Raw genomic sequence first — 25419 nt, 5'->3', positions numbered from 1 at the left:
GCAGGGCTCGGTAGGCTTATCGCCGTGCCCGACGCCACCGCGATCTACATCGCCTCACCTGAAGGCGACACCGGCAAGTCGACCATTGCGCTAGGGCTGTTGCACCGGCTGGCGGCCACGGTCGCCAACGTCGGGGTGTTCCGCCCGATCGTGCGCGCGGGGACCGGCCGCGACTACATCCTGGATTTGTTGCTCGCGCACAGCACCGCGGGCCTCGACTACGACGACTGCGCCGGGGTCACCTACCAGCAGTTGCACGACGATCCCGATGCGGCGATCGCCGACATCGTCGACCGCTACCACCGCGTCGCGGACAAATGCGGTGCGGTGGTCATCGTCGGCAGCGACTACACCGATGTCGCCTCGCCCAGCGAGTTGTCGATGAATGCCCGCATCGCGGTGAATCTCGGTGCGCCCGTGTTGCTCTCGGTACGCGCCGCTGATCGCACACCCGGCGAGGTGGCCCATGTGGTCGAGCTGTGCCTGGCCGAGCTCGCGGCCCAGCACGCGCACACCGCCGCGGTCGTCGCGAACCGGTGCGCCCCTGACGAACTCGCCGACGTGGCCACCGCACTGCAGCGGTTCACACCGAAAAGCTATGTGCTGCCCGAGGAGCCGCTGCTGGCGGCGCCGACGGTGGCGGAGCTGCGGGACGCGGTGGGTGGCACGTTGATCAGCGGCGACGAGGAGCTGCTGACGCGCGAGGTCATGGGAATGATGGTCGCCGGCATGACGGCCGAACACTGTCTGGAGCGGTTGCGCGACTCCATGGCCGTCATCACCCCGGGCGACCGCTCCGATGTGGTGCTGGCCATCGCCAGTGCCCATGCCGCGGAAGGCTTTCCGTCGATCTCGTGCCTCATCCTCAACGGCGGCCTGCCGTTGCATCCATCGATCGCCAAACTGGTTGCGGGCCTGGGGCTGCGGTTACCCATCGTGGCCACCGAGCTGGGCACGTATGACACCGCCCGCGCCGCGTCGACGGCGAAGGGCCGGGTGACGGCCACGTCGCTGCGCAAGGTCGACACCGCGCTGGCCCTCATGGACGAGCATGTCGACGTGGCGGATCTGCTTGCCCAGCTTGCGGTCCCGATCCCGTCGGTCGTCACGCCGCAGATGTTCACGCACCAGCTGCAGGATCGGGCCCGGGCGGACCGCAGGCGCATCGTGCTGCCCGAAGGCGACGATGACCGGATTCTGCGGGCGGCGAGCCGGCTGCTCGCGCGCTCGGTCGCCGACCTGACCATCCTCGGCGACGAGCCGACGGTGCGGGCGCGGGCTGCCGAGCTGGGCCTGGACCTCTCGGCCGCCGTGGTGCTCGATCCGCGTACCAGCGAGCTGTGCGACCAGTTCGCGGCCCAGTACGCCGAGCTGCGCAAGAAGAAGGGCGTGACCCTCGAGCAGGCTCGCGAAATCATCCACGACGTCTCGTATTTCGGCACCATGCTGGTGCACAACAACATGGTCGACGGCATGGTGTCCGGGGCGGCGCACACCACCGCACACACCGTCCGGCCGGCATTCGAGATCATCCGTACCGCGCCGGACATCTCGACGGTGTCGAGCATCTTCCTGATGTGCCTGGCCGACCGGGTGCTGGCCTACGGCGACTGCGCGATCGTGCCGGACCCGACGTCCGAGCAGCTGGCCGACATCGCGATCAGCTCGGCGCAGACCGCCGCGCAGTTCGGCATCGAGCCGCGTGTGGCCATGCTGTCCTACTCGACCGGCGATTCGGGGACCGGCGCCGACGTCGACAAGGTCAGGGCGGCAACGGAATTGGTCCGCACGCGGGCGCCGGAGCTGTTGGTCGAAGGGCCGATCCAGTACGACGCCGCCGTCGAGCCGTCGGTCGCCGCGACGAAGATGCCGGATTCGCCGGTGGCCGGCCGGGCGACGGTGCTGATCTTCCCGGACCTGAACACCGGCAACAACACGTACAAGGCGGTGCAGCGCAGCGCGGGCGCCATCGCGATCGGTCCGGTGCTTCAGGGGCTGAACAAACCCGTGAACGACCTGTCCCGGGGCGCGCTGGTCGAGGACATCGTCAATACCGTTGCCATCACGGCGATTCAGGCTCAAGGAGCGAAATGAGCGGGCCGGTACTGGTACTCAATTGCGGCTCGTCGTCGGTGAAATACCGCTTGGTGCAATCGGCTTCGGGCGAGTCGCTGGCCGACGGCGTGATCGAGCGGGTGGACGATTACCCGAAAGCGTTGCAGCAGGTGTTCGATGCGGTCGGTGCCGCCGGAGTGTCGGCCGACGAGATCGCGTGCGTCGGTCACCGCGTCGTGCATGGCGGCCGGCGGTTCTACCGGCCGACCGTGATCGACGACGAGCTGGTCGCCGAACTTGAAGAGCTGGCCCCGCTGGCGCCGCTGCACAATCCGCCGGGGCTGCTGGGCATCGACGCGGCCCGCAAGCTCTTGCCGGACGTATCGCACGTCGCGGTGTTCGACACGGCGTTCTTCCACGATCTGCCCGCGGCCGCGGCCGAGTACGCGATCGACCGGGAGGTTGCCGACAAGTGGCACATTCGCCGCTACGGCTTCCACGGCACGTCGCACCAGTACGTCAGCGAGCAGGCCGCGCAGTTCCTGGGTCTGCCCCTGGAATCGGTGAATCAGATTGTCCTGCACCTGGGTAACGGCGCATCGGCGTCGGCGATCGCCGGCGGTCGGCCGATCGACACCTCGATGGGTTTGACGCCGATGGAGGGTCTGGTGATGGGGACGCGCTCCGGTGACGTCGATCCCGGCATCATCATGTACCTGTCGCGCGCCGCCGGGATGTCTGTCGAGGACATCGACGTCCTGCTGAACCGCCACTCGGGTGTATCGGGATTGGGTGGGGCGACCGATTTCCGCGAGCTGCACAAGCGCATGGATGCGGGCGACGACGCGGCCCAGCTGGCCTACGACGTCTACATCCACCGGCTGCGCAAGTACATCGGCGGATACCTGGCGCTGCTGGGCGGGGCCGATGTCATCACCTTCACCGCCGGGGTGGGGGAGAACGACGCCGCCGTCCGCCGCGATGCGCTCGCCGGCTTGTTGGCGCTCGGCATCGAGGTCGACGAGGAGCGCAACCTCTCCCCGAACCGCGGTGCGCGCCGGATCTCCACCGACACCTCACCGGTGAGTGTGCTGGTCATCCCCACGAACGAGGAACTGGCGATCGCGCGGGCCTGCGTCGACGTCTGCAAGGTTGTCTGAAGGAACCTGCCAGGGTCGCGGCGTAGCTTGCGCTCGTGCCCTTACTGACCGGGACGTTCGACCCCGTAGCGGTGGTGCTGGTGCTGCTCGGCATCGGTGCCCTGGTGCGGCTGCGCCGACGCGTGTCTCGTGCCCGATCGTGGTGCCTCGGTGGCGCCATCGCGGTGTGGGCACTGGCAACGCTCAGCGCCGTCGCGGTCTATGCGCCGATGCTGTTCTGGGTGCGCGCGCTGCAGGTCCTGCTCCTGCTGTACGTGGTGCCGCTCCTCCTGGCGCTGAGCCGTCCGGTCTCGATGGTGGGAACCGTGCTCGACCCGGTGCTGAATTCCACTGCCACGCGGGTACTGCTGTCGCCGCCGGTGACGTCGGTGCTGATGCTGGTGACGCCGTGGCTGCTGTACCTGACCCCCTGGTACGTCACCTCGATGACCGGACCGCTCGCGTCAGTGACGCGACTTGTGCTGCCGGCCATCGGCTTTGGCTACTTTTATGCCCGCTTGCAGGTCGACCCGGTACCGCGGCGTTACCCGCCGTTGCTGTCCATCGGGATCAGCGTGGCCGAGGGTCTCGGTGACGGCATCCTCGGGCTGGTGCTGTGGCTGGGCCCGGTGATCGCCTACGACTACTACGCCGGACTGCACCGCGACTTCGGCCCGAGCATCCGGCAGGACCAGAGCTACGGCGCCGGGATCCTGTGGATTCTGGGTGACGTGCTGGGCGTGCCCTTCATCCTGCTGCTGATGCGTGCCTTGGGTTCCGACGAACGGCGCAAGGCGGCTGAGGTCGATGCCGAACTCGACGCGGCTGCTTCGGCCACCCCGCCGGCGGCCGCTGCCGACGAACCGGAGGCCGACGCACCGCCGAGCGGACTCTGGTGGCAGAGCGATCCGCAGCTGCGTGACCGTTACCGCTGAGCGAGTCGTGGTCGGCGTGTCGTCTCTCCTGTGGCACTGGCGATTTCAGCGCGTCAACTTTCATTGACTGTCAAGGAATGCTGACGGACGCAGATCGAATGTGCCGAGGGAGAGCCGACACGCCCGTGGCGACACGCCGAACTAGAACGTACTGATCGGCCGCACGTTGTTGGCCAGATCCACCAGCGCGTAGCGGTGCGCCTTGGTCGGCGCCACGCGGGCCAGCCCGCGCAGGGAGGCCTCCACACCCAGACGGAGACCGTGTTCGGTGAACGGGAAACCCAGGATGTGATTGGTGCTGGCGGTGTGGTCGGCCAGCCAGTCCAGAGCCGTGCCGAGGACCAGTGTCCGGATCTGCAGCACACGCGGTTCGGTTTCCGGCAACGCCTCCACTCGCCTTGCGGCGTCACGGATTTGGCGTTCGGTGATCTCGGCGGTGGTCGGCGCCGACAGCAGGGTGACGGCGCTGGTCAGTCGCGCCGTCGTGAAATGCCTTGAAGTGGCCGGAACTTCATCGAGAGTGTGCACCGCGGCCTCCCGGTCGCCGGCCAGCGCCTGTACCCGGGCCTGGCCGAAACCGGCTGAGATGATGCCGTTGTCGGTGTTCCACACCGTCTGATAGAACGCCCGCTCGGCCTCCGAGCCGGACAGTTCGGCGGTGGCCGCCAACGCCACCTTCGGCGCAAGTTCGCCCGGCAACGTGTTGAGTACCTCGGTGAAATCCTTTGTCGCGGACTCGTAGTTGCCGGACAACAATTCGCCCACGGCGCGGAACCACACCAGCCGCCAGTGCCAGCCGATCCGGTCGGCCAGGTTCTCCAGCTTCCGGTTGGCTTTTGCCACGTCGCCGAGGTCGAGCAGGGCGCGGACCTCCATGAGGGGCAGCTCGACCGAGGTGGACAGGTCCACCCCTTCCGAGTCGAGCGAACCCTCGCGGGCGGCGCGCAGCGAATCCAGGGTCTGCACCGGCTGGCTCAGCAGGCTGGCCGACAGCACGGCCGCACCGACGTCGGCCGGGTCGACGAGGGGCACCTGCAGCGCCCGGACAATCTCTGGCGCCGTGATCTTCTCGGTGTGCTGCTGCCCGTCGATGTACACGTCGGTGTGGGCCACCAGCATGTTGACCCCGAACGTCGACCGCGACGGGCTGAACACCGACGACAGGCCAGGCCGCGGTGTCCCGGTGTCCTGCGCGACGACTTCACGCAGCACGCCGAGCAACTGCCCGGACATCTCCTCGGCGCTGCCGAACCGCCGGCGTGGATCGGGGTCGATCGCGCGGCGCAACAACCGGGCGAACGAATCGTATTGCAGCAGAATCGGATCGCTCTCGGGCAGCCCGTCGACGTAGCGGCCCTTGTCGGTCTTGAGGTTCAGCGTCAGGGCGGCAAGGGTGCGGCCGACGGTGTAGATGTCGGTGACGATCGTCGGCCCGGTGCGGACGATCTCGGGCGCTTGGTAACCCGGTGTGCCGTAAAGGAACCCGAACGAGTTGATGCGCGATACCGCGCCCAGGTCGATGAGCTTGAGCTGCTCCTCGGTGAGCATGATGTTCTCGGGCTTGAGATCGTTGTAGACCAGCCCGATCGAATGCAGGTAGCCCAGTGCCGGCAGGATCTCCAGCATGTACGCGATGGCCTGGGCCACCGGCAGCTTGGCGCCCTTGGCCTGCTTCAGCGAGGTGCCGCCGACGTACTCCATCACGATGTAGCCCACCGGGTCACCGTGCTTGTCGGCGTGCTCGACGAAGTTGAAGATCTTCACGATGGCCGGGTGGGTGACCTCCGCCAGGAACTGCCGCTCGGCCATGGCGATGGCCTGCGCCTCGGCGTCGCCCGAGTGCACCAGGCCTTTGAGCACCACCGGGCGGTTGTTGACGTTGGTGTCCAGGGCAAGGTAAATCCAGCCCAGCCCGCCGTGTGCGATGCAGCCTTTGACCTCGTACTGGTCGGCCACCATGGTGCCCGGACTCAGTTGTGGCAGAAACGAATACGCGGCGCCGCAGTGTGGGCAGGAGCCTTCGGACCGGCCGGGTTCGCCGTTCTCGGAGCGGCCGACGGGCTTGCCGCAGGACCAGCAGAACCGTTTGGCCTCGGCCACCACGGGATCGGTCATCAACGCGGCGAGCGGATCCTGGTCAACCACCCGCGGCACCTCGACCAGGCCGCCGCCCAGGCGCCGGATGGGCGAGACCCGGGTGGTCGCGGTGACGAGGCCGGTCGGCGCGGAATCCCGTTCGGGCGGAACCGGCACCGGGATGCTCATCGAGTCGTCGAACAGTGGCCGGAACACGGCTTGCGTGCCCATCGGCCGCATCGTGGCCAGCGAATCCCACGTCACCTCGACGGCCTGGGTGCCGGGGTCGGTGTCGGGACCCGCGTCCACCGGACCCGCGTCCACCGGGCCCGCCTCAACGGGGCCTGTCGTCGCTTCGCTGTCGGGCATCAGTCGCTGTACCTCGGTACGGGTGGGTTCGGCGTCGAGCCGAGCACGGTCAACCACTTGCGGTACAACGTGTTCCACGTGCCGTCGCGGCGAATCCGCTCCAACGTCCCGTTGACGAACCGCACGAGACCGGTGTTGTTGAGGTTGATTCCGATGCCGTACGGCTCCTCGGCCATGTTGGGGCCGACGATGTGCAGGTACGGGTCCTGCGCCACCAGACCGGCCAGGATCGCGTCATCGGTCGACACCGCGTCGGCCTGCCGCTGCTGCAACGCCACCAGGCAGTCCGCCCAGGTGACCGCTTCCACGAGGACCGGCGGCGGGGTGATGCGCTGCAGGCGTGCCTTCGAGGTGGTGGCCTTCACGACGCAGACCCGCTTGCCCGACAGGTCCGCGGGCCTGCGGACGTCGGAGTCGCGGGTGGCGAGGATCCGTTGCTTGGCGGAGAAGTACTCGGCTGAGAAGTTGACGAGCTTGCGCCGGTCGCACGTGATGCTCATGGTCTTCACCACGATGTCGACGAGATTGTGCTGCAGCGCCGAGATCCGGTCGTTGTCGGACAGGATGCGGTACTCGACCTGTGACGGGGTGCCGAAGATGTCGCGGGCCACCTCCCCGGCGATGTCGACGTCGAATCCGGTGATCTGCCCCGTGATGGGGTCGCGGAACGCGAACAGGTTGCTGCCGATGTCGAGCCCGACGATCAGCCGGCCGCGGTCCTTGATGTTGGTGACGGCCGCCGCGGCGGCCTCGGGCGTCGGGAACGGCCGCAGGCTTGCGGTGCAGTCGGACTTGTCCTCCGGGCCGAGCTCCGGCACGGCGGACTGCACCTCCATGCCCGCGGGTGTCGGCGGCGCGATGGTGATGCTCTGCGGCGCGGCGGGCGGCGGGGCCTCGCCGCAGCCGGCGGCCACCAACACCGCGACCATCGCCGGGACCAACCGAGAACGCATCGTGAAACTCATCGGTATTCACTCAACCTCGGCCACAGCCCGAGCGCCACCGCGAGTGCCGCGGCGAAGCTCAACGCGGCCGCACCGACCGTCGCCCCGGACAGCGCCTGGCGTCCGTTCAGGATGTCGCTGCGCAGCTGCTTGCGGCTTTCGTCGATGGCCTTGGAGAGCGCTTCGTCGAGCTTGTCGAACGCCGGCGTCGAATCGTCTTCGCTGGTACCCAGCGCCACCTGGGTGGCGGACTGGTAGTTGCCGGTCGAGATGTAGGCGTTGATCCGGTCGTCGGCGGCACGCCACCGGCGGATCAACTGATCGGCGCCGTCCAGGTCCTTCTTGCCGATCGCATCGGGGCGACGCATGTAATCCCCGAGCTGCTGCTGGAGGGCGTCGATGCGGTGGTAGTACGACTGCTTGCGGACGCTCTCGTCGCCCCGCCGGATCAGCGACAGCGTCTCGTCCGCCCGCGCCTGCTGTGCGGTGATGGCCATGCTCGTCACAGTTTGCAGCGACGCTGCCGCGTTGCGGGCATGCCGGGTGTCGGTGGTCGAGATGATGAGCGTCGCGCCGATCCAGATGATCATGATCAGTACCGCCATGCCGCCGGCGACGAAACCGATGTTGACGCGCCGGCGGGTGTGCTGGGCCAGCCAGCGGTTCGAGAAGAAGCCGAACATCAGCGTCGCCGCGACCACCAGGATCACGGGTGCGGGCACCTGCGACGAGCCGCTGGTCTCCGAGTTCACCCGCGCCGAGGTGTTCTCGTAGAGCCGCTGGGCGTCGGGCAGGATCTGGGTCTGCATGAGCCATGACGCCTCGGACAGGTACGACGAACCCACCGGGTTGCCGGCGCGGTTGTTGGTCCGCGCGGTCTCCACCAGGCCGGTGTAGACCGCCAGCTCGGCATTGATGTGCCCGAGCACCTTGACCATGGGCTCGTCGGTGATGCCACTGGACGCGGCCGTGACGGCGACGGCGGCGTCCGTGATGGCCTGCTCGTAGCGCTGCCGCAGATCCACCGGCTCCGAGCCGGCGATGAAGGCGGTCGCGGCGGCGGCATCGGCGACCGACAGCGTGGTGTAGAGCTGGCCGGCCGCGAACGCCAGCGGCTCGGTGTGGTCGAGCACGGTGGTCAGGGCCTGCTGGCGGGCGTGGATCGTGGTCGAGGTGGCGAAGGCACACGCGAGGACCAGGCTGGCGAGCATCAACCCGATCAGGAGGATGCGGCCGGGGGTGGTCCACATGAACCACCATCGAGTGTGCGCGGGAGTCCCGGGGGACCGAGATACCACCGGCTCGGTCGAAGGGTGCGCCAACTCCACCGTCACGTGTGCGCCGACCTCAACTTTCCTGACCCGTTGGCCCTGCCGAACTCGTTTAATAGAAGTCTAAGAGCTTGCGGCGCGTAGGGGGTGGACTACCGGTCGGCCCGGTCCCCCAAATCTTTCGCGACGTTCCCTATTGTGGGTTTCGTGCAGGGCGACGGTGACGGATGGGTGCTCGCGGCTGACGGCTCCCACTTCTGGGGTCGCCATGGTGCGGCCGGACTTCTGCTGCGGGCGCCGCAGCCGGGCGGCGGAGCGGCGGTGCTGCTGCAGTACCGCGCGCCATGGAGCCATCAAGGCGGCACCTGGGCACTGCCCGGTGGGGCGCGCGACAGCCACGAGACCGTCGAGGAGGCCGCCGTCCGCGAGGCCTACGAGGAGGCCGGCCTGCTGGCCGAGCAGCTGACGGTCCGGACGACCGTGGTCACCGCGATCGCGATGGGCGAGGTGTGGACGTACACCACGGTGATCGCCGACGCACCCGAACAACTCGCGACGGTGCCCAACCGGGAGAGCGTCGAGCTGCGGTGGGTCTCCGAGGACGACGTCGCGTCGCTGCCGCTGCATCCCGGATTCGCCGCCAGCTGGGAACAGCTGCGCAGCGTGACGGCGAGTATCCCGCTCAGTTCGTAGGCAGGGCCTGCTTGAGTGCCTGCGCTGCCGCGGCCGGATCCTCGGCCGCGGTGATCGCCCGGACCACGACGATGCGCCGCGCACCGGCGGCCACCACCTCGGGGGCCCGCGCCAGGTCGATGCCGCCGATGGCGAACCAGGGTTTGTCGGTACCCGTCGCGGCCGCCGCGCGGACCAGTTCCAAGCCCGGCGCGGTGCGGCCCGGCTTGGTCGGCGTCGGCCAGCACGGGCCGACGCAGAAGTAGTCGACGTCCTCGGTCACCGAGACGGCCAGCTGCTGCTCGTCATGCGTCGAGCGGCCGAACAGCGGATCCGGCCCGACGATGTCGCGGGCGAGGGCCAGCGGCAGATCGTCCTGGCCGAGGTGCAGCACGTCGGCGAATGCGCCGCGGGCGATGTCGGCCCGGTCGTTCACCGCGAACAGCGCGCCGTGCCGCCTGGCCGCGTCGGCCAGCACCTCCAGCGCTTCGAGCTCCTGCTTGGCCTCGAGCGGACCGAACTGTGCTTCACCGGCCGAGCCCTTGTCCCGCAACTGGATGATGTCCACGCCACCGGCGAGTGCCGCGTCGGCGAACTCGGCCAGGTCACCGCGCTCCCGGCGGGCGTCGGTGCACAGGTACAGGGACGCGGACTGCAGACGCTCGAAGGCTTTAGACACAGCGCGACGGTAGCGACTACCGTGGACGCCGCACACACGGGAGTCCCGGGACCGGGGGCTGAGAGTGGGGTCGTCCTACCCTTACCGTCACACCTGATCCGGATCATGCCGGCGAAGGGAGAGGAATCATCGTGCCGGCTGGCATGGCGGTAATCGGCGGCGGCGTCATCGGTCTGGCCGTGGCCAGGCGCGCGGCGCTGGACGGGTGGTCGGTGCGCGTGCACCGGACCGAGGCGCGCGGCGCCTCGTGGGTCGCCGGCGGCATGCTCGCGCCGCACTCCGAGGGCTGGCCGGGTGAGCAGGACCAGTTGCAGGTGGGGCTGGACTCGCTGGCGTTGTGGCATGACGGCTTCCTCGACGGCCTGCCTGACGACGTGGTGACGGCCCGCGACTCGCTCGTGGTGGCGGTCGACCGGGCAGACGCGGCCGACGTCCGTACGGTCGCTGAGTGGCTGGCAGCGCAGGGGCATCCCGTCACGGTCACCACCGCGGCCCGCGACATCGAACCGTTGCTGGCGCAGGGGATTCGGCACGGCTTCCGGGCGGAGACCGAACTGGCCGTCGACAACCGCCTCGTGGTCGAGGGGCTGATCGCGCACTGCGACCGCCTGGGTGTGCAATGGGCCGGACCGGTCGATTCCCTCGACAAGACGCGCGACGCCGATGTCACCGTGCTGGCCAACGGGATCGACGCGCCGGCACTGTGGCCCGGGCTGCCCGTGCGTCCGGTGAAGGGCGAGATTCTGCGGCTGCGGTGGCGCAAGGGCTGTATGCCGGTGCCGCGGCGGGTGATTCGCGCTCGGGTGCACGGTCGGCAGGTGTATCTGGTGCCGCGTGCCGATGGTGTGGTGGTCGGCGCCACCCAGTACGAGCACGGCCGGGATACCGCGCCGGCGGTATCCGGAGTGCGCGACCTTCTCGATGACGCCTGTGCGGTGATACCTGCCCTCGGCGAATACGAACTTGCCGAATGCGCTGCGGGACTGCGGCCGATGACCCCGGACGGCCTGCCGATCGTGGGCTGGCTCGATGACCGCACCCTGGCGGCCACCGGTCACGGGAGGAACGGCTTTCTGCTGGCCGCCTGGACCGCACAACGGATTTCGGACCTGTTGAAGGGCGATGCGAGAGAGAAGGTGGCACTGTGCTGATCACAGTCAACGATGAGAACGTGGAGATTCGCGAAGGCACCACGGTGGCCGAATTGATTGGCACCCTGGGCTTTCCGGACAAGGGCATCGCCGTCGCGGTCGACTGGACGGTGCTGCCCCGGTCGGAGTGGGACGACGTCGTGGCCGAGGGCGCCAAGATCGAGGTCGTGACGGCGGTGCAAGGTGGCTGAGGTCTGTACGTCGGCCGACGTCCTGCGCATCGCCGACCGGGAGTTCGGTTCGCGGCTCATCATGGGCACCGGCGGTGCGGCGAATCTGTCGATCCTGGAGGAGGCACTCGTCGCCTCGGGTACCGAGCTGACCACTGTCGCGATGCGGCGCATCGACGCCGAAACCGGCACCGGCGTGCTCGATCTGCTGAACAAGCTCGGCATCGCCGCGCTGCCCAACACCGCCGGCTGTCGCGGCGCGGCCGAAGCGGTGCTGACGGCGCAACTGGCGCGCGAGGCGCTGCAGACCAACTGGGTGAAACTCGAGGTGATCGCCGACGAGCGCACCCTGCTGCCGGACGCCATCGAGTTGGTCCGCGCCGCAGAGCAATTGGTGGATGACGGCTTCGTCGTCCTGCCCTACACCAACGACGACCCGGTGTTGGCGCGCCGGCTGGAGGACACCGGCTGCGCGGCGGTGATGCCGTTGGGCGCGCCGATCGGCACGGGGCTGGGCATCTCCAACCCGCACAACATCGAGATGATCGTCGCGGCCGCCGGCGTGCCGGTGGTGCTCGACGCCGGCATCGGCACGGCCAGCGATGCCGCATTGGCCATGGAACTGGGTTGTGACGCAGTGCTTCTCGCGACGGCGGTGACCCGGGCCTCGGATCCGCCGATGATGGCCGCCGCCATGGCGGCGGCGGTCACCGCGGGCCGGCTGGCCTCGCGCGCCGGCCGCGTGCCCAAGCGGTTCTGGGCGCAGGCATCCAGTCCGGCGCTATGACGCCGCGGTACGTCGCCCTCGGTAGTTCGATGGCCGCCGGGCCGGGCATCGCACCGGGTGCGCCCGGTGCGCCGAAGCGGTCCGGCCGGTCGGCGGTCAACTACCCGCATCTCGTCGCCGACCGCCTCGGTTACGACCTTGTCGACGTGACCTTTTCGGGCGCCACCACCACCCACCTGCTCACCGAACGGCAGTACGGTGCGCCGCCGCAGGTGGACGCGCTCGACGGCTCGGAGTCGTTGGTCACCATCACCATCGGCGGCAACGACGCCGGCTATGTACCGATGCTCGGGGCGGCCTGCCTGCCCCGGTTCCTGCGGTCGGTGCCCGTCATCGGTGGACTGCTGCGCGGGCAACTCGATGCGGCGGCGCGGGACCAGGCGCTCGAAGTCGTGGGCGAGTCGCTGAAAACCGTTGGGCGAGAAGTACGTCGACGTGCCCCACAGGCCCGGGTGCTGTTCGTCGACTACCTGACGCTCCTGCCGCCGGCGGGAGTGCCCGCACCACCGATCGGTGCGGCCGATGCCGAGCTGGGCCGGCACGTCGCCGCCCGGCTGGCCGAGCTGACGGCCGCCGCGGCCGCGGCGGCCGGATGTGAACTGGTGCCGGTCGCAGCTGCCAGCCGTGCGCACCATGCGTGGTCGGCCGATCCCTGGACCACGGCGTTTCATCTGCCACTGCCGGGCCGGGTGGCCCCGCTGCACCCGAACGCCGCGGGTATGCGCGCCGTCGCGCAGATGGTGATCGAACGCGTATCGTGCGCCTGATGGCGCTGCCATCAGGCAAGGGGGTTGTCCGGCGATGATCCAGCTGACGGGATTGACAAAGGTTTTCGGGCGCAAACGCGCCGTCGATGATTTGACCTGTTCCGTCGAGCCCGGTTTCGTCACCGGTTTCCTCGGGCCGAACGGCGCCGGTAAATCCACCACGATGCGCATGATCGTCGGGCTGGACAGGCCGACCTCCGGCATCGCGACGGTGCTGGGCAAGACCTATCACGAGCTGAAGCATCCGCTGCGCAGCGTCGGTGCGCTGCTCGATGCCCGTCAGGTGCATCCCAATCGCACGGCGCGCGCTCACCTTCGGTGGCTGGCCGCCAGCAACAAGCTGCCGAAGGCCCGTGTCGATGAAGTACTGAACATCGTCGGATTGACCGATGTCGCGGGTAAACAGGCCGGCACGTTCTCGCTCGGGATGTCGCAGCGGTTGGGCATCGCCGTGGCGCTGTTGGGTGATCCCGAAGTGCTGCTGTTCGACGAACCGGTGAACGGGCTGGACCCCGAGGGCATCAGGTGGATTCGGACGCTCATGCGCGACTTGGCATCTGAGGGCCGGACGGTGTTGGTGTCCAGTCATCTGCTTGCCGAGATGGCGAACACAGCGGACCGGCTGCTGGTGATCGGGCGGGGACAGTTGATCAGCTCGAGCACCATGGCGGAGTTCCTGACCAGCTCCGGGAGCGACACCATTCGGGTCCGCAGCCCGCAGCTGGAGCGTCTTCATGAGTTGCTGACGGCGCAGGATGCGTCGGCGCAATTGGCGGACGGCGTGCTGCTGGTTCGCGGAATCTCGACGGAGCAGGTGGGGGAGTTGGCTGCCGGTCACGGAATCGTGCTGCACGAATTGGCCGCCCAGCAGGCCTCGTTGGAGGAAGCGTACATGCGACTGACCGACGACGCCGTCGACTACCGGGCGGTGGGTGCGCCATGACGATCAACGCCGAGCGGATCAAGCTGCAGACCACGCGGTCGCCGATCTGGCTCATCCTGACAGTTGCGGTGGTGGGTCTGGGGTTCGCCGCGATACAGGCGGCGGCACTGGGTCCGCACGGGGTGCTCAAGCCCGAGCGGGCGGCCATCGGCGTCAGCGTCTTCGGTGTGCCGATGCTGATGATCCTGTCCGCGATGTCGATCACCGGGGAGTACCGCTCCGGCATGATCCGCACGACGTTCCTGGCCACCCCCAACCGAGCGTGGGCACTGGCAGCGAAAGCGCTCGTGACGGCGGCGCTTTCCGCGGTCGTCACCGCGGTCATGGTGGCGGGCTCGATCGCGTTCGCGGCGTCGTTGGTGACCGCAGAGCAGGCCGAGGAGTTGTCCTTCTCGAACGCGGAGGTCTGGCGTGCGATCGGCACGATGTCGCTGTATGCCGTGCTGGGCGCGGTGCTGGCGGTCGGTCTGGGCGGGTTGTTGCGGCACGCGGCGGCAGTGGTCGCGGTGGTGTTGTTGATGCCGTTCGTCGTGGAACCGGTGCTCGGCGCGCTTCCTCAGGTCGGCGCACGGGTGGGACCGTGGCTGCCCTTCGGGAACGCGTACACCTTCACCAGGACCCCCTGGTTCCAGACGTTCTCGTTGTGGTGGGGACCGGCCGGCGCGGCCCTCTACTTCGCCGCAGTTGCGGCGGCGGTGTTCATGCTGGCGCTCGTGGTGGTCACCCGCCGCGACCCGTAGGGCATGGGTGTCTGCTCTCAACGGCCGAATTGGTTTGGCGCACTGGGCCTTCCCGGCGGAGTTGCGAGATTCTGCTGGAGATGGCTCGGTACTTCGATGGCTCCAACTTCGCCGCGATTGGGTCGGGCTTGTACTCCGACCAAGTCGCCGCCCGCATGGATCGCAGTCACTGCGGCCACCCTCTGGTAGCTGAATGCTGGCCTCGACTCGAATGAACCGGTTCCTGCCTGGGCTTCGTCCAACCGCCGATATTCGGACAGTTGTTGCTCTACCATCGCGCGTATGCCGGAGACTGGCCCTGAAGCGCCGTCAATCTCGCGTCAGCCCGTTGCGGTAGATCTGCAACCGAAGTGGTTGGCGCCCGCATCGCTCGGAATCGCGGTCATCGCGCTAGGGGTTGCGGTCTGGGCGCTGGTGTCGCCACCACATCAGTCGTCGCCATCGGTCCCAGAGCCCACCGAGCAACAAGTCGCCGACGCGAAGGCTCGCGCGTGTGCCGCCTTCACCACCGTGCGCACGGCGGTGGCGCTACAGACGCACACCGAACTCGGCTCTGAGCCGGTTGCGGTTACGGCGGTCACAGCAGTCTCGCGTTTGGCCATGAGCAGTGGTGCTCAGTACTTGCAGACGCATCTGGACCGGGCCACGCCGGCGGACCTCACGGCCGCGATTCGCGAGTTTGCCGTTGACCTGCAGGATATTTCGATGTACGGGCAGGCCGGGATCGGCGGGGCCGACCCGGCGCAGGCGGGTCGGTTGAAAGCCGGCGAAGCTGTCAGCACGAAGATTGCCGGCCTTTGCAAGTGAGCCGCGGGGAAGCTCCGCACGTGGGTGTTCACCTGGTCCACCTGTAGGATCGACGACAGGCCCCTTCGTTCTCAGCGTCAGTTCAGCAAGCGGTGACTACCTTCCGCAGGCATGACCGGTGCTGCCCGCCCCTCAACGATCGTGAAGCGCGTGACTGCGAGCAAGGTTCCCGAAGTCACCATCTGGTTCTGGCTGATCAAGGTGCTGTGCACCACGGTCGGAGAGAGCTTCGCCGACTGGATCAACCAAGGTCTCGGTGTGGGTCTCGGTGCCACCGCGGTGCTGTTCACCGCCGTACTGGCCCTGGTCATGGGGGCCCAGCTGCGATTGCCGCGCTACGTCCCTGTCGTCTACTGGCTGACGGTCGTGGTCCTCAGCGTCACCGGCACCCTCTACACCGATCTGCTCACCGACGCCCTTGCCGTCCCGATGGCCACGAGCACAGCCGTCTTCACTGTCACTCTGGCGGTGGTGTTCGCGGTGTGGTTCGCCCGGGAGCGGACACTGTCGATCCACAGCATCACAACGCGACCGCGGGAGCTGTTCTACTGGCTCGCTGTCCTGGTCACCTTCGCGCTCGGCACCGCCGCCGGCGACTGGACCTTGACCCTGACCGGGTGGAGTGCCGGGGTATCGGTACTGCTCCCGGTCACCCTCATCGCCGCGGTGACCATCGGCTGGCGCGTCGGGGTCAACTCCGTGTTGTCGTTCTGGCTGGCGTACATCTTGACCCGCCCGCTGGGCGCCAACCTCGGCGACTGGCTTGCCACACCGCGCAGCGCACACGGTCTCGGCCTCGGATACGGCCTGACCAGTGGAATCTTCCTCGCCGCGATCGCCGCTGCTGTCGGCTATCTGACCTGGACCCGCATCGATGTGATCGAGGTCGACGATCAGGCGGCGGCCCCCGCGCCGAAGCGCACGCTATCGGCGGTGAGCACCGTCGGTTACTACGCCGTCGTGGTCTTGGCGGCCGGCGCCCTGCTGCAATGGGCCTCGATTCAGCCGCATGGCCCCGTCACCGACAGCGAGGAAGGGCCCGCGCCGACCGCGGCGGCCGCGCCTCTGGTGCCCGGCAAGGTCGGTGCCTTCCCGGCGACCGATATTGCGCACTTCCGCAACGTCACCCAAGACACGCTGGCAAAGGTCGATGCTGGAGACCAATCCGGCGCCCGAGCGCGGATCACCGACCTCGAAACCGCATGGGACCACGACCAGGACCGGCTGCAGGCCATCGACTCCAGCGCCTGGACGGCGCTGGACCGGGAAATCGACGCAGCACTCAAGTCCGTCCGATCCAGCAGCCCAAGCGTTGACGACGAAAAACAATCTCTGACAACGCTTTTGAACAGTCTGCGCTGATTCCTTCAGTCATTCGCAACTCAGAACGACAAGGCCGCGATGGACCTCGATACCCGAATCTTTTACTACATCAACAATTTCGCCCGGGACACCCCGTGGCTGCACCCGGTCGTGGCCGGATACGCCGAAGACGGTGTTGTACTGTTCGCCAGCTTTCTCCTCGCTGGATGGTGGATCGCCCGCAGAACCAACAACCCCAGTGCGATGGCAGCGGCGGTATGGGCGCCTTTGGGTGTGCTGGCAGCGGTGGCCATCAACCAGCCGATCGCCGATACCATCAATGCCACCCGTCCCTGTAATGCGCTGCCCCACATCGTCGTCTTGCATTGCAACACCGACGGTGGCTTCCCCAGTGACCACGCGATGATGGCCGGGGCCGTCGCTGCCGGGGTCTGGCTGGTGAATCGACGACTCGGCGTCATCGCCGCCATCGCGGCAGTGGCCATGGCATTGGCTCGCGTCTATGTCGGTGCGCATTACCCCCAAGACGTCGTTGCCGGTCTCGCTCTGGGCGCGACCCTGAGCGTTTCCGGATATCTCGTCGCCCGGCCGGTGCTGAGCCGGCTGGTGGAACGCGCCGCCAGGACCCGGCTGCGGCCGCTCATCACGGCCGCTGAGCCAGGTGCCGTTCACTGAAGCAGACTGTGGCGGTGGGCTTTTCAGCAGTTTTGCGTTTGAAACGTGTGCGCGGGTCTTCAGGCCTGTTCGCGCTCAGCGTCCTCACAGCGACCTGCTGTCAGTCTGGTGGCATACCCGACAGCTGCTCGGCTTCGATCAGCTGGAATCCCGTGAAAGGTGTTGATGGACATGACAGCCCGGCGAGAAGCAATCAACCTGATGGTCGGAGCCCTGATGCTGGTGGCGGCGACGATGTCGGTCCACGAGGCCCAGGAGCGCGCCCAGAACGCACCGGCTCTGTCGAACGGCGGGCACTACGACAGCGCACTCGTCCAGGGGATGTAGCCGGCCAATTTATGGCCGCCGCCTCAGTCTGTGCCAGGCTACGCAGGTGAGAGTGCTGCTGGTCGAAGACGAGCCCATGCTGGCCGAGACGATCACCGCTGGGCTGCGCGCCGAAGGGTTCGTCGTGGTCGCGGTGGCCGATGGTGCCGAGGGCCTCTGGCAGGCCACCCACGAGCAGTTCGACGTCATCGTGCTCGACATCATGCTGCCGGGTCTCAACGGCTACGAGGTCTTGCGCAAGATGCGCGCCGCACACATTTGGACGCCGGTGCTGATGCTGACCGCCAAGGACGGCGACTACGACCAGACCGACGCCTTTGATCTGGGCGCAGACGACTATTTGACCAAACCCTTTTCGTTCATGGTGCTCACCGCGCGCTTGCGGGCCTTGATTCGCCGCGGCGCACCGCAGCGTCCCGTCGTGCTGACTGCCGGCGACATTTCACTGGACCCCGCGCGCCGGACCGTGCACCGGGGTGGCGAGGACGTCTCGCTGACACCGCGAGAATTCGCGCTCCTGGCATACCTGTTGCGCCACAAGGACACTGTCCTCACAAAAACCCAGATCCTGCACAACGTCTGGGACAGTCACTACGACGGCCCCGACAACGTGGTGGAAGTCTATGTCGGCTATCTGAGACGCAAGATCGGCTCGGAGGCGATCACCACGCTCCGTGGCGCAGGCTACCGGCTCGAATCCGGCGAACCGGCAAGCGGCAACTGAACCGTCACCACGGTTCCTGCGCCAGAGCGTCGGTCCTCGATGCTGACCGAGCCATCGTGGGCGGCCACGATCTCGGAGACGATCGCCAACCCCAACCCGGTACCACCACCACGCCGGGATCGGTCGGCGTCCAGCCGGAAGAACCGCTCGAAAACCTTGTCCCGTGCGGCGGCAGGGATTCCCGGGCCGTCATCGATCACCTGCACGACGGCGTTGTCACCCTCGGCGCGCACGACGATGGTCACCTCGCTGGTGGCATGGCGGGCCGCGTTGTCGGCCAGGTTGCGCAACAATCGCACGAACCCGTCCGGATCGACGCTGGCCTTTACCGCCGAAAGATCGGAGACTATTCGCAACGTCGTTTCCCGTTTGAGTCGTGCCGCCTCCGCAGTCGCCAGATCGTCGAGATCGGTCTCGACACGACGCAGCGGCAAGCCGCGTTCATCGGCGCGCGCCAGTAGGAGCAGGTTCTCCACCAGGGTCTGCATCCGGCGTGCTTCCGGCAACAATGCGTTGGTCAGCAGCGTTCTGTCGAGGAGATCGGGGTGGGTGGCTCCGATCTCCAACGCGGACACCACCGTTGCCAGCGGGCTCCGCAGCTCGTGGGATGCGTCCCCGACAAACCGTCGTTGCGCGGCATGGCCGGCCTCGATGCGGGCCAGCATGTCGTTCATGGTCACCGCCAGCGCGGAAATCTCATCCGACCTGCGACCGACGGGGACCCGCTCGCCCAGATCGAAGGCACTGATCGCCGACACTCGCGACCGGATGGCCTCCACGGACCGCAACGACCGGCGCACCAGCAGGTATGTGACGACTCCGGCCACCACAGCCACAACCGGCGCCGTGATCGCCAGCATCTGCCCGGCAGTGCCGATCATCTGCTCGATCGGCTCGATGCCCCCGCCCACAAGTACCGTGTACTGCCGCCCCTTGCGGGATGCCACTGTGATTGTGCTGACGCGCACGTCGTCGTCATCGGTTGCCAGCACCCCGACCTGGGCACCTTCGTGCGGCACAGGAATCAACGGGGTCTGCGGTGCGCTGGCGGATCGCTCCACCACGGTGCCGGCGGCGTCGGCGATCTGCACGGCCACGATCCGGTGATCGGTGTGCATCAATACCGATTCCACCTCATCGGGTGGTTCCTTGCGCAGCACATCGGCCACCGCCTGGGCGCGGGCCTCCGCTGCGTTGTCCACGTCGGCGCACATCATCCGGTACAGCAACAGCGTCGAGGCCGACCCCACGATCACGAGGCCGGCCAGCACCACCGCCGCGGCCACCAGCGCTGAGCGGACCGCAATGCCGCCGAACCAGCCACGCCACCGGCCTGCGAAATCCCTCAGCGCCACGCGGCGGCTCACTCGGCGCCCTGGCCTTGCAGGCCCCTCAGCGAGACCCACCCACGACCGACCCACATCGCTCCATCATTCACTGCCGTCTCCGGCAGCGATGTCACAGCGTGCGTCCTCGGCGGCGCGCGATGTCATTGCCCATCCGAAATCCATTTCGGTGCAGGCGAATTGAACAGAGATTGCCGCGTGGACGGCAACCGCACGCTCACTGCATTGGTGCACGCGCCGCGTTCACCCACGGCAAGTGTCCCGCCGTGAGTGGCGATGATCCGAGCAGCCAACTCCAGACCGGAGTTGCACTTTGACGACATCCGGCCGGTGTCGGCGACCGCGATATGGGGGCCGTCGTCGCGGATGATGATGACCGCCTGAGCATCTCGGCGGTACACCTCAAGCTCGATCGCCGATACGGCGTTGCAACGTGCATGTTCGACCAGCGCAGTGACCGCCCGGTTCAATGTCGTAGCGTCACCCACCACGTAGGTCGGCTGCAGGTCGGTTCGGATCGACAACCCAGTGTTTTGCCGCAGCCGTCCAGCATGCTGGACCAACACATCATCGAGAAAGACCATTTCTCCTTCTCGGCTCACGGCGTTGTCCTTTCTGGTCGTGTGAATGACCGGCGGCCGAGGCAACATGCTTGCCTTCGGTCAGGTGTGGCGCTACGCCGGGCATATACCTCCCGACCGTAGGAGCCACGACCTGAAGACACGCTGAGAACGATCAGAAATTAGAGTTCGCCAGCACGGCTGTGCCGCCCGTATTCGTACCCGCGTGCGGTGGGACGCTATCGGAGATCGACGGGAACTGCGTCAGTGGTGCGTTGTAAGTCGCGGGGGGCGAGTTCGATTTCGATTCCGGCTGCTCCGCCACCGACCAGAACGGTGTCATAGGTCAGCGTGTGTTGCGCGATGACGACGATGAAACTGGGGTCCAGGCCCAGTGGTGATACCCCGAGTCGGGGGTAGCCGGTAGTCGCTTCTAATTGCACGCTGCTGGCGACTTCGATTCTGCTGCAACCGAGTTCGGTGGCAACACGTTTGAGGTCTACCCGAATGTTCACCGGGCAGGTGACGGCGATCAGTCTGCCCGTGGAGTGTTCGTGGCAGATCAGCGTTTTCATAATCCGGTCCACGGGGTAGCCCAGCGCGGCTGCGAAGTCCGTCGGCGATGAGATGGGGCCGGGCAGGGCGGCGTGATCGTGCACCCGGTGCGTCACCGCGGCAGCGGCCAGGTGCGCGCGCACTCGCGCGTGCAATTCTGTCATTGATGTCCTGTCTCGTGAGTGGTATCAGTCGTTGAGCAACAGGGTGTTCAGACGCCGGTGGGTTTCTAGCAAGCCCTCGTGGTCGTCGGCGCAGCCACGTGCCATCAGCAGGTAGCCGTAGGAGCCGTCGCGCAGGTCGACTTCGGCGGTCATTGACCGTAGCGCAACGTGTTCGATGCCGGCGACGGTGCGCAACTGTGCCGACCAATCCGGTCGTAGTCGGACTCGTTGGCCGATCGGCGGCTGGAGGGCCAACTGGTAATGGACCCCGGCTGCGTTGCCCGGCCTCCGGTCGACGATCTGTCCGGCGGCCGAGTTCAGCGCGCATTCAAAAAGGTCGATGCCGGTTTGTGCGGCAACCAGGTCGGTGATGCCGCCGCCGGGAACTCTCCCGTTCACTTCGATGATGTGGGGCCCGGTCGTGGTCAGTTTGATCTCGATGTGTAGGCAGCCGCATTGCACGTCGAGTGCTAGTGCTGCCTTTAGCGCCACGTCTGCGACGTCGTGTCGCTCGACTGGGCTCAGTATCGCCGGGAGGAAGGCGCCGGTTTCTCGGAATGGTTCGGCTAGGGGCATGCGGCCGGTGATTGCGAGGACCGAGGGCAGCCCGTTGTCCACCACCACTTCAACCGAGACGTAGTCGCCGACGCCGCCGCGATCGGTTGGTGGGAAGTCACCGAGGAGTTCTTCGATGATGGTCGGTCGCCATGGGTTGGCGTGGCATCGGATTGCCAATTCTGCTGCCAGCGCCGGGAAATCGGGAATGCAGATGGTGTCGCGGCCCCCGTGCCCCGACGCCGGTTTCACCACGACCGGGTAGGTCAGCTTCTTGAGTAGTTCGTCGGCGCTGGTTGCCCTGGCCGGGCTGTCGATGCCGACAAACCCGGGTCCGGGTACGCCGGCATCGGCCAGTGCGTGGCGTTGGGCGATTTTGTCGACGAGTAGCCGTGCTGTGCAGGCATGGTTTGCTGGCAAACCAATATTCCGTGCCAGGGCGGCGGCATGCTCGATGCGTGAGTCGGCAAATGTGGTGACGCCGACGACATCGTGTAGTGTGAGCTGCGCGGTCACCTTCTCGGTGGAACTGCCGTCGGTAATGACAACGCTTCCGAATCGTCTGAGTATTCGTGCGTCGGTCTGACCGGCTAACCAGACGAGGTGAATCCCGTTTCGTGTCGCCGTCTCTGTGAGTATGAGCAGCGGGACCGAGTCGGGTTCATATACGATCGCGATTCGACGTTCGGTGGGCACTGACATGGGTGTTTTCACCCTCCACGGGGATATCGCGACAGCTGCGGCGGTTAGCAGAGACAGGGAGATTGTGCACATGGCGGTCACCCTGCTTGACGGTCTTTGCAAATTATCTGACGGCGACGATTCCGACAACGAAACGTCAGAATTTGCTCACCTGCTGCGCGGTTGGATTCGTGAGTACCTCATGGAACCGCATAGGGACCTGGGGCGGGCGGGACCGGTGTGCCCTTTTGCCCGCGCCTCGTTGGATCAGGACATGCTGTGGATTACCGCGGTGCACAGCGAACTACCGGCATTCTCCAAGTTGGTAGCTGAGCTGCACACACTGCGTGACACATTCCTGGAGCTGGAGCCGGTTGATGGCCCCGAGAGCCTGCTCAAGGCGGTGTTCATCGTGTTCCCCGATCTGACCGACGTCGCCGTCATCGATGCGGTGCAGCAGGCACTCAAACCCGAATTCGTTGACGCCGGCCTCATGGTCGGCCAGTTCTATGACGGCTGCACCGAGCGCGGTCTCTGGAATGCCGACTTCCGTCCGCTGCAGTCGCCCGTTCCGCTCCTCGCGATACGGCACATGGTGGGCAGTGACTTCGCTTTTCTCAACACCTCGCCGGCCTGGGTCGAGGCTTACCTGCGACGGTTCGCGCCGACCGTCCCCTCGCCAGTGCGCGCGGCCTTAGCGGACAGATTCAGCGACCCGACCCCGCCCGGCTGAAACGCAGAGCCTGGCGTTCGCGTCGCGGACAAGAGCCCGCCGCGGCGGGGCCGTTGACCAAAAAGCGTTCGATCACCGGTCCGCATAGGTGAGCATGGTCCGCTAGGTAGGAGTATCGGCTAATAACTTAGCTCATATCATTCACAGTTAATTTCTGTTCGACACTCGTCAGTGGTCCTCTCGGAGTTGTGGCCGCACCTCCGGGAGGAGTCGTCTTCTCGCGGATGCGTCAAGTGCAGTTCGCGGATATTCGTCAGTAATACGTGTTCAAGACCGCCGATGATGTTGGGATGACCCGGCGGGTGGTAATGAATGGCGCGATCGGTCGTCGGCGCGCGATCAGAACTTCTTTGCGACTTCTTTGCGCCCAGAAGTTGAAGTAGCACTGCATCAGTGATTGCTAGAAGTGCTAGCGCCAGTCATTTTTAGCAGGTGGTTGGTGGGGTTTGTCGCGCGACGGCGCGACGCGGGGAACGGTGTTCGCGCACCGGCTGACGGGACTGATGCATGGCAGGGAAGTACTTCGCCGACTCGGCGGCGCAGCGGTATGCGCAGACGCTCAAGACCGCCCGATCATTGCAGAGAGGCTTGGCAGGGGTCGTCCCGACTGTCGTCGGGCAGTGTCTGTCGGCCCCGATGGGAGCGTGACGCATGCATAACAATCATGCGACGGGGCACGATTCTGGTACCTCGTGGAATGTGTCAGTCGGTGCATCGGCAGCCAGCTTCCGGAGCCTCAGCGAGACCAGCCCTTACGCCGTCCTGGTGCACGATCGTGGACGTGTAGTGTACGCCAACGCCGCGGCGGCGAGTTTGACGATGGCCGAGTCGACGGGGCAGATGGTTGGGACGCTCATCACCGACTTTGTGCATCCCGCAGCAATTTTGAGCGCCTTGACCGCTCCCGGCGACTCAGGCCAGGCATCGGCACCGGTGATGTCGGTTTTGCTGCGCTGCGATGGAACCACGCTCGACATCGAAGCCACCACGGTAGCCACCCCGTGGGAAGGTCGCCCCGCCCATCAGACGGTGCTGCGAGCGGTGACCACGCCAATAGTGTTGCACAGCAATACAATTAACCACGAACTGCATGTCCGGCATGCGCCGGAGGCCATCATCACCGCCACCGTCGACGGCCTGATCACCGGATGGAACATCGCTGCCGAGCGGCTGTTCGGGCGATCAGTCGCCGACTCCCTCGGGCAGCTGATCCGCGACGCGCTCGGCGTCGAACTCGATGTGGTTGCCATCGCCGCAGAGGGACGTGCCCGCGACCTCACCTGCTACACGTTGACAGGAGGGCCTGTGGCGGTGCGTGTCTCTGTCGCAGCGGTCGACACCGGGTACATCCTCATCTGCACCGACCGCGCCGACGCGCTCGATACCACACAGCACTATCAGTCGGTGGTGACATCGCTGGACCGCGGCATCGTGGTCATCAATCGTGACGGCACCATCGCCTCCATCAATCCGGCCGCCATCCGCATCCGCGGACCCGGGGGCGGACGCTTTCCTAGTACACATGCTGAGCGCGCGCTGGACTACCCGGTTTCGACACCGAGGGAAACATGGTGCCTGCCCCGCAGCGGCCGGCCAACATCACCTTGCGCACCGGGCAGCCCGTCTACGCGCAGGTTCTCGGCCTGCGTCGCGACGATGGCCATCAATCCTGGATTTCGTTCACCACAACCTTGCTCAACCCCGATGAACCCGAACGTTCGCCGATTGTCATGTCGCTCACTGACGTCACCACCGAGCACCTGACCAATCTGCATCTGCGCCGCGCGGCGCACCACGACACGCTCACCGGGCTACCCAATCGTGGCCGCGCCCTGGCGATGATCACTGCGGCCATGACGCCCAGCGACCACCCTCATCTGGCGGCGCTGATGTTCATCGACATCGATCAACTCAAACGGATTAATGACTCGCTGGGGCACCACGTTGGCGATGTGGTGTTGCAAGCCTGCGCTGAGCGTCTCCAGGGGGCGATCCGCGCGACCGACACCCTCGCCCGTGTCGGCGGCGACGAATTCGTGGTGCTCGTCGCTGCACCAGCCAGCGCCGCAGACCTTCAGCAGATCGCTCGGCGGCTGCACCACGCCCTCGAGAACCCAATCGTCACCGATGAGCACACCATCGCCGTCAGCGCCAGTATCGGCGTTGCCGGCGTCGACCCGACCCGGCCAACAACGGAGCAATGATCAGAACCTGTGGATGAGCCTCGGCGAGGCGGCGTAGGAAAGGGCGCACCTTCCCGAGGATGATCTG

General features: G+C 66.7%; 26 protein-coding genes and 1 riboswitch. Of the genes, 18 read left to right on the top strand and 8 right to left on the bottom strand.

From position 1 onward, the window contains the following. Positions 1-24 precede the first annotated feature (24 nt). From pta to ACJH6I_RS28635, 3 genes are read left to right on the top strand one after another with little or no spacing between them, the layout of a single operon-like run. Positions 25-2094 (top strand): phosphate acetyltransferase, encoded by a 2070-nt coding sequence (pta, locus tag ACJH6I_RS28645; protein WP_406784987.1) that lies wholly within the window; start codon positions 25-27, stop codon positions 2092-2094. Then, positions 2091-3215: an acetate kinase gene (locus ACJH6I_RS28640; protein ID WP_064860065.1), complete on the top strand. Its 1125-nt coding sequence runs from the start codon at positions 2091-2093 to the stop codon at positions 3213-3215. Before pta ends, ACJH6I_RS28640 begins: the two co-directional genes overlap by 4 nt. A 35-nt stretch (positions 3216-3250) precedes the next feature. Beyond that, entirely contained in the window at positions 3251-4129 is an 879-nt protein-coding gene (locus ACJH6I_RS28635) for a cytochrome c oxidase assembly protein (protein WP_226519742.1), read from the top strand. Positions 4130-4270: 141 nt separating this feature from the next. Here the strand turns inward: ACJH6I_RS28635 and ACJH6I_RS28630 are convergent, their stop codons facing one another. From ACJH6I_RS28630 to glnX, 3 genes are all read right to left on the bottom strand, one after another. Further along, positions 4271-6445 carry a serine/threonine-protein kinase PknG gene (locus ACJH6I_RS28630; RefSeq protein WP_406784994.1) on the bottom strand — a complete coding sequence of 725 codons (2175 nt, stop codon included), beginning with the start codon at positions 6443-6445 and terminating at the stop codon, positions 4271-4273. Positions 6446-6573: 128 nt separating this feature from the next. Then, positions 6574-7527, bottom strand: coding sequence for a glutamate ABC transporter substrate-binding protein (locus ACJH6I_RS28625; RefSeq protein ID WP_406784986.1), 954 nt, complete (start codon positions 7525-7527; stop codon positions 6574-6576). 8 nt (positions 7528-7535) lie between these two features. Then, the gene (glnX, locus tag ACJH6I_RS28620; RefSeq protein ID WP_061003639.1) at positions 7536-8852 is read right to left on the bottom strand and encodes a protein kinase G-activating protein GlnX; all 1317 of its coding nucleotides are present in this window, start codon (positions 8850-8852) and stop codon (positions 7536-7538) included. Between the two features lie 144 nt (positions 8853-8996). On the opposite strand from glnX, the gene ACJH6I_RS28615 reads away from it, so the two are divergent. Beyond that, on the top strand, positions 8997-9482 hold the full coding sequence (locus tag ACJH6I_RS28615; RefSeq protein WP_174557639.1) for an NUDIX hydrolase: 486 nt from the start codon (positions 8997-8999) through the stop codon (positions 9480-9482). Here ACJH6I_RS28615 and thiE read toward each other — a convergent pair. Then, a complete protein-coding gene (gene thiE, locus ACJH6I_RS28610) occupies positions 9472-10140 on the bottom strand; it encodes a thiamine phosphate synthase (protein WP_073694780.1) in 669 nt (222 codons plus the stop codon). The two genes, ACJH6I_RS28615 and thiE, sit on opposite strands and share 11 nt — an antisense overlap. A gap of 26 nt (positions 10141-10166) precedes the next feature. Continuing rightward, positions 10167-10277, top strand: a riboswitch (TPP riboswitch). 6 nt (positions 10278-10283) lie between these two features. Here thiE and thiO point away from each other — a divergent pair. The 11 genes from thiO (at position 10284) to ACJH6I_RS28555 (ending at position 18554) form a co-directional block, all read left to right on the top strand. Beyond that, positions 10284-11291 carry a glycine oxidase ThiO gene (gene thiO / locus ACJH6I_RS28605; protein ID WP_346416092.1) on the top strand — a complete coding sequence of 336 codons (1008 nt, stop codon included), beginning with the start codon at positions 10284-10286 and terminating at the stop codon, positions 11289-11291. Continuing rightward, positions 11285-11482 (top strand): sulfur carrier protein ThiS, encoded by a 198-nt coding sequence (gene thiS / locus ACJH6I_RS28600; protein WP_133427856.1) that lies wholly within the window; start codon positions 11285-11287, stop codon positions 11480-11482. Before thiO ends, thiS begins: the two co-directional genes overlap by 7 nt. Before the next feature lie 22 nt (positions 11483-11504). After that, positions 11505-12248 carry a thiazole synthase gene (locus ACJH6I_RS28595; protein ID WP_256370123.1) on the top strand — a complete coding sequence of 248 codons (744 nt, stop codon included), beginning with the start codon at positions 11505-11507 and terminating at the stop codon, positions 12246-12248. After that, a complete protein-coding gene (locus ACJH6I_RS28590) occupies positions 12245-13015 on the top strand; it encodes an SGNH/GDSL hydrolase family protein (protein WP_061003629.1) in 771 nt (256 codons plus the stop codon). Before ACJH6I_RS28595 ends, ACJH6I_RS28590 begins: the two co-directional genes overlap by 4 nt. A 34-nt stretch (positions 13016-13049) precedes the next feature. Then, on the top strand, positions 13050-13958 hold the full coding sequence (locus ACJH6I_RS28585; protein WP_061003627.1) for an ATP-binding cassette domain-containing protein: 909 nt from the start codon (positions 13050-13052) through the stop codon (positions 13956-13958). After that, positions 13955-14698, top strand: coding sequence for an ABC transporter permease (locus tag ACJH6I_RS28580; protein WP_346415983.1), 744 nt, complete (start codon positions 13955-13957; stop codon positions 14696-14698). Before ACJH6I_RS28585 ends, ACJH6I_RS28580 begins: the two co-directional genes overlap by 4 nt. Before the next feature lie 282 nt (positions 14699-14980). Then, complete coding sequence (locus tag ACJH6I_RS28575; RefSeq protein ID WP_406784985.1) at positions 14981-15505, top strand: hypothetical protein; 525 nt, start codon at positions 14981-14983, stop codon at positions 15503-15505. Positions 15506-15616: 111 nt separating this feature from the next. Continuing rightward, positions 15617-16867, top strand: coding sequence for a hypothetical protein (locus ACJH6I_RS28570; protein ID WP_061003623.1), 1251 nt, complete (start codon positions 15617-15619; stop codon positions 16865-16867). A gap of 39 nt (positions 16868-16906) precedes the next feature. Further along, positions 16907-17503 carry a phosphatase PAP2 family protein gene (locus ACJH6I_RS28565; protein WP_061003621.1) on the top strand — a complete coding sequence of 199 codons (597 nt, stop codon included), beginning with the start codon at positions 16907-16909 and terminating at the stop codon, positions 17501-17503. A gap of 171 nt (positions 17504-17674) precedes the next feature. Continuing rightward, the gene (locus ACJH6I_RS28560; RefSeq protein ID WP_165605570.1) at positions 17675-17830 is read left to right on the top strand and encodes a hypothetical protein; all 156 of its coding nucleotides are present in this window, start codon (positions 17675-17677) and stop codon (positions 17828-17830) included. A 46-nt stretch (positions 17831-17876) separates the two neighbouring features. Continuing rightward, positions 17877-18554, top strand: a complete 678-nt coding sequence (locus ACJH6I_RS28555; protein WP_061003619.1) for a response regulator transcription factor — start codon at positions 17877-17879, stop codon at positions 18552-18554. Here ACJH6I_RS28555 and ACJH6I_RS28550 read toward each other — a convergent pair. The 4 genes from ACJH6I_RS28550 to ACJH6I_RS28535 form a co-directional block, all read right to left on the bottom strand. After that, positions 18515-19903: an ATP-binding protein gene (locus tag ACJH6I_RS28550; protein WP_406784993.1), complete on the bottom strand. Its 1389-nt coding sequence runs from the start codon at positions 19901-19903 to the stop codon at positions 18515-18517. The two genes, ACJH6I_RS28555 and ACJH6I_RS28550, sit on opposite strands and share 40 nt — an antisense overlap. Before the next feature lie 140 nt (positions 19904-20043). After that, a complete protein-coding gene (locus ACJH6I_RS28545) occupies positions 20044-20502 on the bottom strand; it encodes an ATP-binding protein (RefSeq protein ID WP_131808857.1) in 459 nt (152 codons plus the stop codon). Between the two features lie 197 nt (positions 20503-20699). Further along, positions 20700-21158: an aminoacyl-tRNA deacylase gene (locus tag ACJH6I_RS28540; protein WP_061003612.1), complete on the bottom strand. Its 459-nt coding sequence runs from the start codon at positions 21156-21158 to the stop codon at positions 20700-20702. 45 nt (positions 21159-21203) lie between these two features. Beyond that, on the bottom strand, positions 21204-22436 hold the full coding sequence (locus ACJH6I_RS28535; RefSeq protein WP_073694771.1) for an acetyl-CoA carboxylase biotin carboxylase subunit family protein: 1233 nt from the start codon (positions 22434-22436) through the stop codon (positions 21204-21206). Positions 22437-22506: 70 nt separating this feature from the next. Between ACJH6I_RS28535 and ACJH6I_RS28530 the strand changes: the two genes are divergently transcribed. The 3 genes from ACJH6I_RS28530 (at position 22507) to ACJH6I_RS28520 (ending at position 25352) form a co-directional block, all read left to right on the top strand. Beyond that, positions 22507-23148, top strand: a complete 642-nt coding sequence (locus tag ACJH6I_RS28530) for a DUF6875 domain-containing protein (protein ID WP_135356056.1) — start codon at positions 22507-22509, stop codon at positions 23146-23148. A 651-nt stretch (positions 23149-23799) separates the two neighbouring features. Continuing rightward, positions 23800-24912, top strand: a complete 1113-nt coding sequence (locus ACJH6I_RS28525; protein WP_406784984.1) for a PAS domain-containing protein — start codon at positions 23800-23802, stop codon at positions 24910-24912. After that, positions 24840-25352, top strand: coding sequence for a diguanylate cyclase domain-containing protein (locus ACJH6I_RS28520; RefSeq protein WP_406784983.1), 513 nt, complete (start codon positions 24840-24842; stop codon positions 25350-25352). Before ACJH6I_RS28525 ends, ACJH6I_RS28520 begins: the two co-directional genes overlap by 73 nt. The last annotated feature ends 67 nt before the right edge of the window (positions 25353-25419 follow it).

Origin of the sequence: Mycobacterium sp. SMC-13 (assembly GCF_045311035.1) — a bacterium.
In the GTDB taxonomy this organism is placed as follows: Bacteria; Actinomycetota; Actinomycetes; order Mycobacteriales; family Mycobacteriaceae; genus Mycobacterium.
The sequence above is the reverse complement of the archived record's forward strand: the minus strand, read 5'-3'. Positions and strand labels throughout refer to the sequence as shown.